Annotated in this window: 17 protein-coding genes; 3 read left to right on the top strand and 14 right to left on the bottom strand. The window is 70.8% G+C overall.

Annotated elements, in window-relative coordinates; genetic code table 11:
- Nucleotides 1-22 precede the first annotated feature (22 nt).
- On the bottom strand, nucleotides 23-589 hold the full coding sequence (locus KK087_RS02195; protein WP_214530042.1) for a TetR/AcrR family transcriptional regulator: 567 nt from the start codon (nucleotides 587-589) through the stop codon (nucleotides 23-25).
- Nucleotides 590-708: 119 nt separating this feature from the next.
- Here KK087_RS02195 and KK087_RS02190 point away from each other — a divergent pair, with 119 nt between their 5' ends.
- The gene (locus KK087_RS02190; protein ID WP_214530013.1) at nucleotides 709-1,023 is read left to right on the top strand and encodes a DMT family transporter; all 315 of its coding nucleotides are present in this window, start codon (nucleotides 709-711) and stop codon (nucleotides 1,021-1,023) included.
- 1 nt (nucleotide 1,024) lies between these two features.
- Nucleotides 1,025-1,378 (top strand): DMT family transporter, encoded by a 354-nt coding sequence (locus KK087_RS02185; protein WP_214530014.1) that lies wholly within the window; start codon nucleotides 1,025-1,027, stop codon nucleotides 1,376-1,378.
- A gap of 150 nt (nucleotides 1,379-1,528) precedes the next feature.
- On the opposite strand, the gene KK087_RS02180 is transcribed toward KK087_RS02185, so the two are convergent.
- On the bottom strand, nucleotides 1,529-2,668 hold the full coding sequence (locus KK087_RS02180; protein WP_214530015.1) for a CE1758 family FMN-dependent luciferase-like monooxygenase: 1,140 nt from the start codon (nucleotides 2,666-2,668) through the stop codon (nucleotides 1,529-1,531).
- 192 nt (nucleotides 2,669-2,860) lie between these two features.
- The gene (locus KK087_RS02175) at nucleotides 2,861-3,760 is read right to left on the bottom strand and encodes a phosphatase PAP2 family protein (RefSeq protein ID WP_214530016.1); all 900 of its coding nucleotides are present in this window, start codon (nucleotides 3,758-3,760) and stop codon (nucleotides 2,861-2,863) included.
- A 241-nt stretch (nucleotides 3,761-4,001) separates the two neighbouring features.
- Here KK087_RS02175 and KK087_RS02170 point away from each other — a divergent pair, with 241 nt between their 5' ends.
- Nucleotides 4,002-4,448 carry a DUF4383 domain-containing protein gene (locus KK087_RS02170; RefSeq protein WP_214530017.1) on the top strand — a complete coding sequence of 149 codons (447 nt, stop codon included), beginning with the start codon at nucleotides 4,002-4,004 and terminating at the stop codon, nucleotides 4,446-4,448.
- 221 nt (nucleotides 4,449-4,669) lie between these two features.
- Here KK087_RS02170 and KK087_RS02165 read toward each other — a convergent pair whose 3' ends face one another.
- From KK087_RS02165 to KK087_RS02115, 11 genes are all read right to left on the bottom strand, one after another.
- Nucleotides 4,670-5,980, bottom strand: coding sequence for an ATP-dependent DNA helicase (locus tag KK087_RS02165; protein WP_214564060.1), 1,311 nt, complete (start codon nucleotides 5,978-5,980; stop codon nucleotides 4,670-4,672).
- The gene (locus KK087_RS02160; protein ID WP_214564059.1) at nucleotides 5,977-8,004 is read right to left on the bottom strand and encodes a cytochrome c oxidase assembly protein; all 2,028 of its coding nucleotides are present in this window, start codon (nucleotides 8,002-8,004) and stop codon (nucleotides 5,977-5,979) included. The genes KK087_RS02165 and KK087_RS02160 overlap by 4 nt, the downstream gene beginning before the upstream one ends.
- Nucleotides 8,005-8,182: 178 nt before the next feature.
- Nucleotides 8,183-8,470 carry an HU family DNA-binding protein gene (locus tag KK087_RS02155; protein WP_017886454.1) on the bottom strand — a complete coding sequence of 96 codons (288 nt, stop codon included), beginning with the start codon at nucleotides 8,468-8,470 and terminating at the stop codon, nucleotides 8,183-8,185.
- A gap of 290 nt (nucleotides 8,471-8,760) precedes the next feature.
- Nucleotides 8,761-9,066, bottom strand: a complete 306-nt coding sequence (gene rpsN, locus KK087_RS02150) for a 30S ribosomal protein S14 (protein WP_017886455.1) — start codon at nucleotides 9,064-9,066, stop codon at nucleotides 8,761-8,763.
- Between the two features lie 2 nt (nucleotides 9,067-9,068).
- Nucleotides 9,069-9,239 (bottom strand): 50S ribosomal protein L33, encoded by a 171-nt coding sequence (rpmG, locus tag KK087_RS02145; protein ID WP_017886456.1) that lies wholly within the window; start codon nucleotides 9,237-9,239, stop codon nucleotides 9,069-9,071.
- Nucleotides 9,239-9,475, bottom strand: coding sequence for a 50S ribosomal protein L28 (rpmB, locus tag KK087_RS02140; RefSeq protein ID WP_027464952.1), 237 nt, complete (start codon nucleotides 9,473-9,475; stop codon nucleotides 9,239-9,241). The genes rpmG and rpmB overlap by 1 nt, the downstream gene beginning before the upstream one ends.
- 315 nt (nucleotides 9,476-9,790) lie before the next feature.
- Complete coding sequence (locus tag KK087_RS02135; RefSeq protein WP_214564058.1) at nucleotides 9,791-11,287, bottom strand: lipase maturation factor family protein; 1,497 nt, start codon at nucleotides 11,285-11,287, stop codon at nucleotides 9,791-9,793.
- 108 nt (nucleotides 11,288-11,395) lie between these two features.
- Nucleotides 11,396-12,091, bottom strand: coding sequence for an alpha/beta fold hydrolase (locus KK087_RS02130; protein ID WP_214564057.1), 696 nt, complete (start codon nucleotides 12,089-12,091; stop codon nucleotides 11,396-11,398).
- Nucleotides 12,092-12,101: 10 nt separating this feature from the next.
- Nucleotides 12,102-12,527, bottom strand: a complete 426-nt coding sequence (locus tag KK087_RS02125) for a Fur family transcriptional regulator (RefSeq protein WP_214530022.1) — start codon at nucleotides 12,525-12,527, stop codon at nucleotides 12,102-12,104.
- Entirely contained in the window at nucleotides 12,524-13,462 is a 939-nt protein-coding gene (locus KK087_RS02120; RefSeq protein ID WP_214530023.1) for a metal ABC transporter permease, read from the bottom strand. Before KK087_RS02120 ends, KK087_RS02125 begins: the two co-directional genes overlap by 4 nt.
- Nucleotides 13,462-14,307, bottom strand: coding sequence for a metal ABC transporter ATP-binding protein (locus KK087_RS02115; RefSeq protein ID WP_214530043.1), 846 nt, complete (start codon nucleotides 14,305-14,307; stop codon nucleotides 13,462-13,464). The genes KK087_RS02120 and KK087_RS02115 overlap by 1 nt, the downstream gene beginning before the upstream one ends.
- Between the last annotated feature and the right edge of the window lie 10 nt (nucleotides 14,308-14,317).

Below are 14,317 nucleotides of genomic sequence, written 5' to 3'. Positions count from 1 at the left end.
GGTGCGAGGGGGGCCCGCGAGCTCAGCCTGCGGCGACGCCGTCCAGGTGTCGGTCGAGCACGTCGATCGCCCAGTCACCGGACTCCCCCGGAGCCAGCCGGACGACCTGCATCGCGAGCCCGTCGAGGAGGGCGTGCAGGCGGCACGCCTCGTACTCCCGGTCACCCGCCGGTACCCCGAGCAGCCGGAGGACCTCCTCGCACCAGGTCCGCATCGCCGCGACGACGCGGTCGAGCGTCGGTCGGAGCCCGACGTCGGTGAGCGCGGCGTTCCCGAGTGCAAGGTAGACCTCGAGCTCGATGACCCGCTCCTCGTCGAGGGGCAGCAGCTCGAGCACGATCCGGCGTGCGCGTCGGACCGGTGCCAGATCAGCCGGGATGGCGTCGATGCGCTCCCGGATCCGATCGAACACGAGGGTGATGGTGTGCTCGCGGACGCTCGCCTGGGTCGGGAACGTGTAGCGGACCGTACTCGGCGGCAGCCCCGCCTCGGCGGCGACGTTCCGCACGCTGAGTGCCCCGAGGCCGTCGCGGGCGAGGACCCGGCACGCCGCCTCGGACACGGTGCGGCGCCGTTCGTCGACGTCCATGCTCCTGGCCACACGCCATACTCGCACAGTCGTACGAACTCGTGCTACCGTCGTGGTCGTTGTCGCACAGTCGTGCGAGAACGACACCGACAACGACTTCCGCAGGAAAGGACATCGTCATGGCATGGGTGATCCTCGTGCTGAGCGGCGTGCTCGAGGCCGTCTGGGCCACCGCCCTCGGCGCCTCGAACGGCTTCAAGAAGGTGGTCCCGACGATCGTTTTCGTCGCCGGGATGGCACTGAGCATGGTGGGGCTGGCGTTCGCGATGAAGAGCATCCCGGTCGGCACCGCCTACGCGGTCTGGGTCGGAATCGGGGCGTCACTGACCGTGGTCGTCGCGATACTCCGACGTCAGGAGGCCGCGTCCTTCGCCCGCCTCGCCCTCGTCTTCGGCCTGGTGGCGTGCGTCATCGGCCTCAAGGTGGTGAGCTGACGTGGCCTGGATCGTCCTGTTCGTCAGCGCCGCGCTCGAGACCGTCTGGGCGACCGCCCTCGGCGAGAGCGACGGCTTCACCGAACTCCGCCCGACGATCGTGTTCGGCGTCACGATCGTGATCAGCCTCGTCGCGTTCGGCTACGTCCTCAAGCACATCCCGATCAGCACTGCGTACGCGGTGTGGACCGGCACCGGCGCCGCACTCACGGTGCTGTGGGGCATGGCCACCGGTGCCGAGCCCGTCACCGTGCTGCGCCTGCTGTTCATCGCCGGCATCGTCGGCTGCGTGGTCGGCCTCAAGCTCGTGCCGGCCCGCCCCGTCGCGGAGCCCACCGCCGAGCTCACGCGCTGAGCGACAGCTCACGCGCCGGCAGCCCCGTGAGGTGTCGCTCACCCCGTGACGTCGGCGCGGGCCCGAGAACGCGCGCCGAGACGGACGGCAGGCCCGGTGCCAGCTGGCACCGGGCCTCCCGTCCGCGCTTGGTGGCGCTCACGGCACTCGTCAGACGGACGCGCCCGTCCACTCGTCCTCGGCGGCGACGTGGTCGCTGCCGAGGGTGCCCGCAGCCATCGCGGCAGCGGCACGCGCCGCGTGCGACGGCGGGTCCGACGGCACGTCGGCCGGGCGACCCTCGTCGTTCAGCTTGCGCAGCTCCGGCACGATGTCCTCCGCCAGGATGTCGATCTGCTCGAGCACGGTCTTCAGCGGCAGCCCCGCGTGGTCGATGAGGAACAGCTGGCGCTGGTAGTGGCCGACGTGGTCCTTCATGGCGGCGTACCGGTCGATGACCTGCTGCGGCGAGCCGACGGTGAGCGGGGTCTGGGCGGTGAAGTCCTCCATCGAGGGGCCGTGGCCGTAGACCGGGGCGTTGTCGAAGTACGGGCGGAACTCGTCGATTGCGTCCTGCGAGTTCTTCCGCGCGAAGAACTGCCCGCCGAGGCCGACGATCGCCTGGTCGGCGCGGCCGTGCCCGTAGTGCTCGAAGCGCTGGCGGTAGAGGCCGACCATCTGCTCGGTGTGCTGGATCGGCCAGAAGATGTTGTTGTGGAAGAAGCCGTCACCGTAGTAGGCGGCCTGCTCGGCGATCTCCGGCGTGCGGATCGAGCCGTGCCAGACGAACGGCGGCACCCCGTCGAGCGGACGCGGGGTCGAGGTGAAGCCCTGCAGCGGCGTGCGGAACTTGCCCTGCCAGTTGACGACGTCGTTCTCCCACAGCTGGCGGACGAGCGCGTAGTTCTCGATCGCCAGGTTGACGCCCTGGCGGATGTCCTGACCGAACCACGGGTACACGGGGCCGGTGTTGCCGCGGCCCATCATCAGGTCCATGCGGCCGTCGGACACGACCTGGAGCATCGCGTACTCCTCGGCGATGCGCACCGGGTCGTTCGTGGTGATCAGGGTCGTCGACGTGGACAGGGTGATGTCCTTCGTCTTCGCCGCGAGGTAGGCGAGCAACGTGGTCGGCGACGAGGCGACGAACGGCGGGTTGTGGTGCTCACCGGTCGCGAAGACGTCGAGCCCGGCCTGGTCGGCGTGCTCGGCGATCGTCAGGATGTCGCGGACCCGCCGGGTGTCGTCCGGCGTCGTTCCGGTGGTGGGGTCGGTCGTGACGTCACTGACCGTGAAGATGCCGAACTGCATGATGCGCCGCCTTTCGCGATATCGATGCGTTTGCATCGACTTGCTCGGTACAACGTAGCGCACGCGTGGGCATTCCCGCCAGGCTCGCGCCCGTCGGACGGGCTGTTCGTGCCGCCCGTCGGACGGCCCGTTCGGGCCGGCCGTCGGGACGGCCCGTTCGGGCGGACTGGAGGCCCGGCTCGGCTCGGCCGGTCAGCGTGCGGTCGGCAGCGTGGCCGGGTCGGTCCGCGCCGCGTGGTGCATCCCGTCGAGGAACCACACCACGGTCACGACGGCGAGGACGCTCGCACTCGAGGCCATCCGCCCCGCGACGAGGATCGCCGCGTGGTCGTGCGCGCCCTCCCCGGTCAGTCCGAGGACGAGCGCGGTGACACCGACCGCCAGCGTCACCCCGGTCGCGACGAGGAGCACGACGCTCACCACGCGGCGCGGACCCCGCCGGCCGTTGCGGTCACCCCGGAGTCCGCGGTCGACCCGAGGACCGGCGGCACGGACGATCCCGAGCCAGAACATCGCGATCGCGCACGCGCCGATGATGTCGCTGACCCGGTGCCACCCGTAGACCACGGTCTGGTTCGCCACGAAGACCGCGTACCCGGCGCCGACGATCGTCACGAGGGGCCGGAACCGGCGTGGCGTCACCATCAGGACCGCGAACAGCGCCGCCAGCGCGATCGTCGCGTGCCCCGACGGGAACGAGTTCGGCGTCGTTGACTGAGCGATCTCCGGGCGCACGGCGATACGCTTCACGAGCGTCGAAGTGGCCGCCGACGCGAGCACCACGACCCCCGCGCCGAGACCCACCGAGAGCCGCCGTCTGGCGAACGCCACGGCCGCGATCACGACGACGAGCAACAGGATCACCGGCACCGAGATGACGTTGAGCGCAGTGTCCGAGCTGAACAGGTCGGACTCCCGGACCCCGCCGAGCGCGGCGTCCTCCGCTTTCTGACCGACCGGGGTCAGCACCGCGACCCAGTAGACGAGAGGCACGATCACGAACCCCAGAGCCGCCAGCGCAGCCCACCGCACCCGCCGCGAGACCCACGGTCCGCGCGACTCGGATGCACTGCGCTCGGGTGTCAAGGTCACCGGGCTGGTCCTCCTCGGAGTGGTCGTCGTCGGGCTCGTCGCACGACTGGCGGCGGCGCTGCGATTGGGTCGGTCGGGGTCCGACACGATACCGTTGCAGCACCGGCCGGAGGCTGGGAACCGCACCCCCGTCGGCCGCGCGCCCCGCGCCGGGACGACCGGATCAGTGGTCCCCGCCGGGCCGTCGCACCACGCGGGACCGACGCACGTCGCGTCGGCAGTGTACGAGGAGGAAACCGAAGTGGCCATCAAGGAACCGGGCATCACCGCCTCGCCGAACCGGGGTCTCGCGCTCACGGCCGGCAGCGTCCTCGCACTCTGGGGCATCCTGGGCTTCTTCTTCGCCGCCGACGGCGACCCGGGCTTCTTCAGCCGTCAGGGCGGCATGCTCTGGAACGCGTTCGGCGTCAACCCGGCGCTGTGCCTGGTCTGGGTGCTGCTCGCCGTCGTGCTGCTCATCACGGGTCTCGGCAACACCATCGGCTCGCGCAACGGCAACCTGCTCGTCGGTGCCCTGCTCGTCGTCTTCGCCGTGTACGGCTTCGTCTTCGTGGACACCTCGGCGAACGTCTTCGCGCTGAACACCACGGACAACGTGTTCCACGCGATCGTCGGTGTGCTCCTGCTGCTCACCGCGCTCGGTGCCGACAAGGAGAACCTCCGCGCGCTGCGTGCGGCGCGCGCCTGACGCACCCGCTCCACTCGACTCACCGCCCGTCTGCCGCTCCGGCAGGCGGGCGTCGTCGTGTGTGCGGTCACGACTCCCCGCTCAGGTCCGCCGGCCGGTCACGAACTGTCGGACGCGGAGTGTCCAGGCGACGACGAGTGACCACTCGGCGCAGGACCGACGAGGAGTCGTGACCGCTCGGCGGTGTGCCGCCGGGCATGCAGGCGCGCGGACCGAACGGGTCAGTCGGCGTCGGGCTTCGGCTTCGGGGGCTCGAGCTCGGTCGCGACGATGCGGGGTGCCTCGGACATGAAGCGACGGACGTCCAGGTCGACGATGATGTCCTGCGGCCGGAGCGGGCGGGTGAGGAACAACCCCTCGAGCGAGGTCAGCCGGGACAGCGCCACGTACGTCTGCCCGGCGCTGAACACCCGGTTGCCGAGGTCGACCACGGCGCGGTCGTACGTGCTGCCCTGTGACTTGTGGATGGTCACGGCCCAGGCGAGCCGGAGCGGGAACTGCTGGAACTCCCCGACGGTGTCCTTCTTGAGTTCCTTCTTGTCGGGGTCGTACGAGTACTTGAACTTCTCCCACACCGACGGCTGGACCTCGAAGGACTCCCCGTCGACGTCGACCCACACGGTGTCGCGGATGGCCGTCACGATGCCGAGCGTCCCGTTCACCCAGCGCTGGTCGGCGTCGTTGCGCAGGAACATCACGTGCGCGCCGGGCTTCAGCTCGAGGGCTTCGTCCGCAGGGAAGTTCCGCCCGCCGAAGTCGCCGTTGACGTCTGCCTTCGCGGTCTTCACCTTGCCGGGCAGCCGCTCGAGGGCCGCCTTGTTGATCCGGGCAACCGTGTCGTTGCGCGTCGCCAGGGTGATGGCGTCGTCCGGCGCGGGACGCGCACCGGCCGTGTTCAGCTGCTCGGCGATGTCCGCGGTGACCCGACCGTGCCGGACGGCGGTCAGCATGGCGGCGAAGGCGTCGTCACGCTGCCGGTGCACGGTCGCGAGCTCGATGATGTTGAGCTCGGTCTCGAGCCACACCTTGGCGTCGAAGAACCACATCGACCGGTAGTGGTCGGTGAAGTAGGCGCGCTCGTCGGCGTCGCCGGGCACCGGGGGCAGTTGGTACGGGTCGCCGAACATCACGACCTGCACGCCGCCGAACGCCTCGAACTGCCGACCGCGCGCCTTGCGGAGCGAGCGGTCCATGCCGTCGAGCAGGTCGGCGTTGACCATCGAGACCTCGTCGATGACCAGGGTGTCGATGGTGTTGAGGAGCTTGCGGGTGTCGGGGCCCTGTCGCAGCTCGGCGTCGGCGATGAGCCCGATCGGCAGCCGGAACAGCGAGTGGATCGTCTGGCCGCCCACGTTGAGCGCGGCGACCCCCGTCGGGGCGCAGATGACGACCTGCTTCTCGGTGTTCCAGGACAGGTGGTTGAGCAGCGTCGACTTGCCCGTGCCGGCGCGGCCGGTGATGAAGACGTTGTCGCGGGTGTGCTCGATGTACTCGAAGACGGCGCGCTGTTCGTCGCTCAGTTCGATGCTCATCGAGTGTCCGCCCCCGGCGAGGGCTCGAGGTCGTCGCTGCCGTCGTCGAAGTCCAGGTCGCCCAGGTCGTCCCGGTCGGCCCGGGCAGCGGGGACAGCTCGGACAACCGCGTCGTCGGGCGTCGCTGCGTCGCCCGGAGCTCCCCCGTCACGCCGCAGTCGCACGAGCACCACCACGACCACGGTCACCAGGAGCAGCACCCCGGCGACGATGAGCACGAGGCCGGCCCGGGCCTGGTCGACGAGCGGGTCCGGCCCCCACGTCCGGCCCATCGCGCCGAACCACGATGCCTGCAGCAGCCCGAGCGGCCCGCGCATGGCGAACCCGAGCGAGACGGTGCCCGCGGCGATCACCGCGGCCCCGACGATCCGGACGACGGTGGCAGCGGTGGTCGGACGCCGGCGCCCGGCAGGGATCGGGGTGCACAGTGTCGGGACGGCCAGCAGCCCGACCAGCAGGAACACCGCGTCGCTGACCGTGCGTCCGATCGGATCGCTCACCGACCACCGGAGCGCGTCGGTGGCGAAGAAGGCCCACCAGAGCGCCGCCGCCAGCGCGAACGCGGGGAACGGCTGTGCCAGGTACCGCACGGTCGGGTGCTCGACGATGACGTCGGTCCATTCGCGCACACCCGTGCTGTCGTCGCTCCGGGGGTGCACGGCGGCACGGATGAGCGCGACGGGCGCCGCGGCCCACACCAGCGCGGGCACGACCAGGCCGAGCAGGACGTGGGCGCCGACGTTCGCGGAGATCAGGAAGCGGTCGTACTGGTGCAGCGAGCCGGAGGTCGCGATCACCAGTGACACGATCGCCAGGGCTGCGGCGACCGAGCGCCGCACGGGCCACCGCACGCCGCTCCGACGCAGTCGCACCACGCCGGCCGCGTAGGTCACGACGAGCAGCACGGCCGCCATCAGCCAGAACAGGTCGATGTTCCAATGCGTCAGCCAGCCCCACGCACCGGGCGCGTGCGGCAGCAGGTCGTCGGTCAGGAGTTCCGCCGGGCTCGGGTCGGTGGTCTTGCTCAGAGCGATCTGGTCGACCGGGGTCGCGGTGCGCCCGAGGGCCGCGGCGAAGCCGGATGCGACCCCCATCACCGCGAGCTCGACGACGATCAGGGTCCAGAAGGGCCGCTGCCGAGCGGGCGACGTCGTCAGCGCCCGGATGACCCGACGGCGCTGCAACGCACCGAGGACCCCCGCGACGACGATCGCCCCGATCTTCACCAGCACGAGCGTGCCGTACGGGGTGAACAGGTTCGACAGCGCCCCGACGCGGATCTGCGCAGTCGCGATGCCGGACACGGCGACGAGCACGAAGCACCCGAGGGCGATGCTCGAGTACCGGGCGACGACGACGGCCAGACGGTCATCGGGCAGCACCCCGCGCAGCAGCACGAGCATGACGAGCCCACCGACCCACAGCGCGGCGCCGACCAGGTGCAGCCCCAGGGCGGTCACGGCGGCGTCGTGGCTGGCGGTGCCGGCGGCATGGCCCTGCTGCGCGAGCGGGATGAGGCCGATCATCGACACCCCGGCGGTCAGGGCGACCATGCCCCGCGAGCGGACGGCGAAGCAGAGCACCGTGACGGCCGCGGCGACGAGGACGGTCACCAGCCAGGCGAGCCCGAGCTCGGTGCCGGTGAGGAACACCCCCATCGACTGCCCGAACTGCTCGTCGATGCTGACGCGCGAACCGGCGACGCTGAGGAAGGTGCAGAACGTGGCGACGGCCGACGCGACCGTCCAGACGCCACTGGCCCCGGCGGCGACGTCGATCGCGCGGTTCCACTCGGGGCCCGAACGTGAGAGCCCGATGGTCGCGAGGGCGAGCCCACCGATCGTGGTGGCCGCGGACAGGTCGACGACGAGCCGGGCGATCGGCAGCCCGAAGCGGACGACGGGCCCCGGGTCGGCGATGAGCGCGGGGTCCGCACCGCCGCCGATGACGAGTGCCGTGAGCAGCGCCACGAACCCGACGAGCAGGAGCACGGCGGGACCGGCGATGCGCGCGATCCGATTCACCCGTCAAGCCTAGGCGGTGCCCACCCGGCCGCCGAACGGGCGGGCCGATCTGTGCAAAGCGGCACGGGCCTCCAGGCCGGACGCGCGCACCGGGCGCCCGCCCACGCACGCGCCCGCCCGCCCCCGGGAACGACGAAAGGGACGGCCGAAGCCGTCCCTCCCGATGCGCGGAACAGTCTTACTTGACCGCAGCCTTGAGCTTCGAGCCGGCGCTGACCTTGACCGAGTCGCTCGCGGCGATCTCGATGGCGTCACCCGTCTGCGGGTTGCGGCCGGTGCGGGCGGCGCGGTGCGTCTTCTCGAAGGCGATCCAACCGGGGATCGTGACCTTCGTGCCGTCGGCGACGGACGACGAGACGACGCTGAAGAGCGCGTCGACGACGCCGTTGACGGTGGCCTGGCTCTGGCCGGACTCAGCGGCGACGGCAGCGACGAGCTCGGTGCGGTTCAGTGACTTGTCAGCCATGGATGTCCTCCTCGGACTTCTTGCAGTATCGGTCGGACGCACGTGTCGTCCGGCGCCCGGAGCGGTTGCCCCGTGCCACGGTGCCAGTGGGCCGAGGGCCCGGCGGAACCGGAGTTGAACCTACCAGCCCCAGGGGACGGAACCTGCCGACTCGCCCGGATTTCCGGGGTTGTCGGGGGTCCGGAGGGGTGCTGGAGGGGCAGATGTGACGAATGAACGGTCACCTGTACCCCGTACACAGCGAACGCCCCGCCACCAGGAGGTGACGGGGCGTCGGGTACTGCGAGTGCTTACCAGGAGCTCTTCGTGATGCCGGGGAGCTCGCCGCGGTGGGCCATGTCACGGAAACGGACACGGCTGATGCCGAACTCACCGAGGTGGCCACGGGGGCGGCCGTCGATGGCGTCACGGTTGCGGTACCGGATGGGCGATGCATCGCGGGGCAGCTTCTGCAGGCCCACGCGGGCGGCCTCACGCGACTCGTCGGTGCCGTTCGGGTCCACGAGGGCCTTCTTCAGCTCGAGACGACGCTCGGCGTAGCGCGCGATGATGACGGCACGCTGGTTGTTCTTCGCGATCTTGCTCTTCTTCGCCATGCTTAGCGCTCCTCACGGAAGTCGACGTGCTTGCGGATCACCGGGTCGTACTTCTTGAGCACGAGACGGTCGGGGTTGTTCCGACGGTTCTTCTTGGTCACGTAGGTGAACCCGGTGCCCGCCGTCGAGCGGAGCTTGATGATCGGACGGATGTCCTGACCCTTTTTCGCCATCAGATCTTCTCCCCACGGGCGAGGAGATCCTTGACGACGGACTCGATGCCACGTGCGTCGATCACCTTGATGCCCTTCGCGCTGAGCGTGAGCGTGACGTTACGACGAAGCGAAGGCACGTAGTACGTCTTCTTCTGCACGTTCGGGTCGAAGCGACGCTTCGTCCGGCGGTGCGAGTGCGAGATGTTGTGACCGAAGCCGGGAACGGCGCCGGTCACCTGGCACACTGCTGCCATGGTTTCCTCCTGAGTACCGTGCGACCGGACGGCCGCACCCAAGTTCACTTGCCTGGTGCACACGCGCACTGCCACCGGGGTGGCCGTGCGAGGGGTTGTGTGCACCGCCCAGGTCCGCATCCCCTGTCGAAGGAGAGCCGGACACCGCGCGACCGCGGCATTCGCGACGGTCGGAGGGCTTGGAACAACGGGTCCGCCCGCGCGGACGCGGAGAACCAGGGGTCCACGTTACGCGAGGACCGGGCGTGTCGCAAGCCACGCCTCCAGGCCGGGAGGCCCGGTGCGGCCGACCGGACCGCTCACGCGCACGCGTGGTCACCCCCACCGCCCGCGATCGTGAGCAGAACCACCCTCCGCGGCACGACCGCGCGGGAGCCCGACCGGCGCCATGAGCAGGTACCGCTCCCGCCGGATCCAGTACAGCCCCGTCTCCCGCCGCTCGGCTCGGGTGGCGAACCGGTAGTGGAACATCCGCGCACGCACCCACCGCGGAGGCCGCCCGTCGAACGGGTCGTGGGCGAGCAACCGCAGCGTGGGCCGGTCGGCCTCGAGCAGGCGGAGGACGAACACCCGGAACCACCGGTCGTCGGCCCCGAGCGCCAGGAACCACATCAGCCAGTCGAGCCGGAGGTGGTACGGCGCGAACTGCCCGGGCCGGCGCCTCGGGTCGCCCGGCTTGCCGCGGAACTCGTAGGGCTGCCAGTCCTCGTCGGACGGGTCCTCGGCCAGGGTCCCCTCGACGATGACCTCGTCACGCTGCTGCGTCACACTGCCGAAGGCCCCGTAGGCGTTCGCCAGGTGCCACCGGTTGAACGAGGCGTTCATGAGCTGTCGCCGCGACACCAGGTTCTTCGCCGCCGGCCAGGACAGCCATGCGAGCAGCAGTCCGACGGCGACGGTCACCGCGACGAAGGAGACCGGGGTGGCCGACGGCCCGGCTGCGACGGCGTCGTGCAACCAGGGCAGCACCGCCGCCACCGACCGGTCGTCGATCGCGGCGAAGGTCAGCACGAGGGTGATCCAGTTGAGCCAGGCGAAGTTGCCGGAGACCACGAGCCAGAGCTGGGTGAGCAGGACGAGGGCGGCTGCGATCGAGGCCACGGGCTGCGGCGCGAACAGGAAGAACGGCACGACCAGCTGCACGAAGTGGCTGCCGAGGGTCTCGAACCGGTGCACGGGACGGGGCAGCAGGTGTGCCGTGCGCGACACCGGGTTCGGCATCGGCTGCGTCTCGTGGTGGTAGTACAGCGCCGTCAGGTCCCGCCACGAACGGTCGCCACGCATCTTGATCATCCCGGCACCGAACTCGAGCCGGAACACGAGCCACCGCAGCGCGACGAGCACGACGATCGGCGGTGCGACGTCGTCGGAACCGAGGAACGCGACGGTGAACAGCGCCTCGACCAGCAGGGACTCCCACCCGAACGCCCAGAAGGTCTGCCCGACGTCGGAGATCGACAGGTACGCCAGCCAGAGCAGCAGGAAGCACAGCATCGGCACCCACCACGGGGCCCGCTGCGGCAGCCCGACCACCAGGGCGAAGGACACCACGGCTCCCCCGCCGGCGAGCAGCCGCAGCCGTCGGTCGGTGTACCGCCACCACCGCCAGACCACGGGGAGCCGACGGGCGTACGGGTGCTCCATGAAGCGGGGCACGGGGAGCAGCCCCCGCTCGCCGACGAGTGCCGGGAACTGGGCGAGGGCGGAGAGGAAGGCGAGGCAGGCGATCGCCGCGACGCCGCGCTGCAGGACGAACCGGGCGACGTCGTAGTCGGACGCGCCCGCCCACTGTGTCCACGCTGCGAGATCCACGAGCGGGACGGTACGCGGAGCGGGCTGCGGTCCGTCTCGGCGTCACGCCCGACGCGTCGCCGACGGCGTGCGTCGCCGACGGCGTGCGTCGCCGACGGCGTGCGTGGCCTACGGAGTCTGCGTCGGCTTGGGCGCCAGCGCCTGGACCATCAGCTCCCCGAGCTGCTCGGGCGCCGTGAACATCGGCCAGTGTCCGGTCTCGAGCCCGACGATGGACAGCTCTTCGGTGGCGACGAGCTCGGCCGCCCAGGCCTGGTGGTCCGCGACCATCGCGAGCAGCTCGGCAGCGGGGATCTCACACGTGATGATCGTCGCCGGGATCGTGTGCCGTGCGGGGTCGGAGTAGTGGAACCGGTCGGACGGCACCGACGCGGGCTCCGGGACCGCTCGGCGCTCGACGTCCTGCCGGACCTCGGGCGTCATGCCCCGGACGGTGGCGGGTTCCCAGATGTCCCACGCCGGCAGCGGTACGACCCCGTCGACCACGGGCAGTTCGTCGTTGACGCACCCGCCCTCCGGCCCGGGGAAGGTGTCGACGTAGAGCAGGTGCGCGACGAGCGAGGGCCGCTGGTCGGCAGCCATGTACGCGATCGGCCCGGCTCCCGAGTGCCCGGCCAGCACGACCCGCTCGTCGGGGGACGCGACGTCGTCGAGGATCGCGACCAGTGCGGTGACCTGCTCGTCGAGCGTGCCACCGTCGCGCGTGACCGCCTGCACCGAGTGCCCGGCTTCGCGGAGCACAGGGGCGACGTCGTCCCACGCGCTCGCGTCGAGCCAGAACCCGGGGACCAGGATGACGTGCATGCGGGGCAGGCTACTCGTCGCTGGCCGCGGTCGCTCGGGCGGCGGTGCAGACGGCGCAGTCGCCGAAGATGTCGACGACGTGGCTGGCGTTCGTGAACCCGTTGGCCGCGGCGACGTCCTGCGCCCACTGCTCCACCGGGTCCGCCTCGATCTCGACGGTCCGGCCGCAGTTCCGGCAGATCAGGTGGTGGTGGTGCGTGTCCGTCGTGCACGCCCGGTACAGCGATTCGCCGTCCTGCTGCAGCGAGTCGGCGTCACCCTCGGTCGCCAGGTCGGCGAGCGCCCGGTAGACGGTGGCCAGACCGATGGTCGAGCCCTCGTCCCGCAGGTGCTGGTGCAGTGCCTGGGCGCTGACGAACCCCTCGGTGGAGTCGAGGGCTCCGCGCACCGCTTCGCGCTGCCACGTGTTCCGCTTGGTCTTCTGCACGGCGTTCATGCTGTCACCTCTTCCTTCCGGCCTGCTGTCGACGTCGTTGCTGCCGGGAGGCCCGGCTCGTCCCCGCCGCGCTCGCCCCGCCCGGCGACACGGTTGCGTCCCCGCCGGTCACGTCGCGACCCGACGATCCGGCAGACCACCCAGATCGCGAACGAGATGGTCGTCACGTAGGGGCTGATCGGCAGGCCGCCACCCAGTGCGAGCAGGATGCCACCGACGACCGACGTCACCGCGAACAGTGTCGACAGCACCGGTACGACGACCGGGTGCGAACTGAGCCGCAGGGCTGCGGCCGCCGGTGTGACGAGCAGGGACAGCACGAGCAGCGCGCCGACGATCTGCACCGACACCGCGGTGGCCAGTCCGAGCACGAGCATGAACACGATCGCGAGGGTGCGCACCGGGATCCCGGCGGCCGCGGCGACGTCCGGGTCGACCGAGGCGAACATCAGCGGACGCCAGATGACGAGCAGCGTCGCGACGACGATCGCGGCGACCACGATGAGGAACGTCAGCTGCGGGTTGTCGACCGACACGATCTGCCCGGTGAGCAGCCCGAACTTGTTGGCGGCCCGGCCCTTGTAGAGGGCGAGGCAGAGGATGCCGATCCCGAGTCCGAACGGCATGAGGACGGCGATGATCGAGTTGCGTTCCCGGGCCCGGGAGCCGAGCACACCGATGAGCAGGGCGGCGATGACCGACCCCACGAGCGAGCCGGAGACGACGTTCACGCCGAGCAGCAGCGACGCACTGGCACCGGCGAACGAGAGCTCCGAGATGCCGTGCACGGCGAACGGCATGTTCCGGGCGACGACGAACGGGCCGATGAGTCCGCCGACGATGCCGAGCACCGCGCCGGCCCAGATCGAGTTCTGCACGAGCACCAGGAGCTCGCCGTAGTCCTGGAACGAGAAGACGGTCGACAGCAGGTCCATCAGATCCGCCCTTCGTCCGACGGGTCGGCGTGCGGGTCGACCTCGCCCGGGTGGTGCTCGTGGGCCTCGTTCGCCCCGACGATGACGATCCGGCCCATGGTGCGGACGACGTCGACGGGCGTGCCGTACAGGTCGCTCAGCACGTCGGCGCGCAGGACCTCGTCCGGCGAACCGATCCGGAACCGGCCGCCCGCGATGTAGAGCACGCGGTCGACGACGTCGAGGATCGGGTTCACGTCGTGCGTCACGAACAGCACGGCGGCGTCACGCTGCCGACGTTCGCGGTCGATGAGCTCGGTGATCCCGCGCTGGTGCCGCAGGTCGAGGGAGATGAGGGGTTCGTCGCACAGCAGCAGGGCGGGGTCGGCGGCGATGGCCTGCCCGACGCGGGTGCGCTGCTGCTCACCACCCGACAGTTCCGCGACGGGGGCGTCCGCGAAGTCGGTGGCACCGACCTCGTCGAGGACGCGGTCGATGCGCAGCCGATCGGCCTTCGACGCCCGACGGATGCCCCACCGGTGCCCGGTGACACCCTGGGCGATCATGTCCCGCGCGCGGAGGGGCGTCCCCGCCTCCATGAGTCGCTGCTGCGGTATGTACCCGATCTTCCGGTGTCCCCGGTGCACCGGCTGCCCGAGGAAGGACATCGTGCCGCTCGTCAGCCGCTGCTGGCCGAGGACCGTGCGGAGCAGCGAGGTCTTGCCCGCGCCGTTCGGACCGAGGACCGCGACGAACTCCCCCGGTGCGAGGTCGAGGTCGAGGCCCGCCCAGAGCTTCCGGGCGCCGTACGACAACCCGGCGTCGCGGAGCGCGAGGACCGGACGAGCCGCAGCCCGGTCGTCCACCGTGGTGGTC

The sequence above is a fragment of the Curtobacterium aurantiacum genome, from assembly GCF_018598555.1.
GTDB classification, from domain to species: domain Bacteria; phylum Actinomycetota; class Actinomycetes; order Actinomycetales; family Microbacteriaceae; genus Curtobacterium; species Curtobacterium aurantiacum.
Note: the sequence above shows the minus strand (reverse complement) of the source record. Positions and strands in the feature narration are given on the sequence as shown.

Excerpts from the sequence above, each read along its gene's own strand:
- KK087_RS02195 (WP_214530042.1), bottom strand. The coding sequence starts at position 589 with ATGGACGTCGACGAACGGCGCCGCACCGTGTCCGAGGCGGCGTGCCGG.
- KK087_RS02190 (WP_214530013.1), top strand. The coding sequence starts at position 709 with ATGGCATGGGTGATCCTCGTGCTGAGCGGCGTGCTCGAGGCCGTCTGG.
- KK087_RS02180 (WP_214530015.1), bottom strand. The coding sequence starts at position 2,668 with ATGCAGTTCGGCATCTTCACGGTCAGTGACGTCACGACCGACCCCACC.
- KK087_RS02165 (WP_214564060.1), bottom strand. The coding sequence starts at position 5,980 with ATGAGCATCGAACTGAGCGACGAACAGCGCGCCGTCTTCGAGTACATC.
- KK087_RS02155 (WP_017886454.1), bottom strand. The coding sequence starts at position 8,470 with ATGGCTGACAAGTCACTGAACCGCACCGAGCTCGTCGCTGCCGTCGCC.
- rpsN (WP_017886455.1), bottom strand. The coding sequence starts at position 9,066 with ATGGCGAAGAAGAGCAAGATCGCGAAGAACAACCAGCGTGCCGTCATC.
- rpmG (WP_017886456.1), bottom strand. The coding sequence starts at position 9,239 with ATGGCGAAAAAGGGTCAGGACATCCGTCCGATCATCAAGCTCCGCTCG.
- rpmB (WP_027464952.1), bottom strand. The coding sequence starts at position 9,475 with ATGGCAGCAGTGTGCCAGGTGACCGGCGCCGTTCCCGGCTTCGGTCAC.
- KK087_RS02130 (WP_214564057.1), bottom strand. The coding sequence starts at position 12,091 with ATGCACGTCATCCTGGTCCCCGGGTTCTGGCTCGACGCGAGCGCGTGG.
- KK087_RS02125 (WP_214530022.1), bottom strand. The coding sequence starts at position 12,527 with ATGAACGCCGTGCAGAAGACCAAGCGGAACACGTGGCAGCGCGAAGCG.
- KK087_RS02120 (WP_214530023.1), bottom strand. The coding sequence starts at position 13,462 with ATGGACCTGCTGTCGACCGTCTTCTCGTTCCAGGACTACGGCGAGCTC.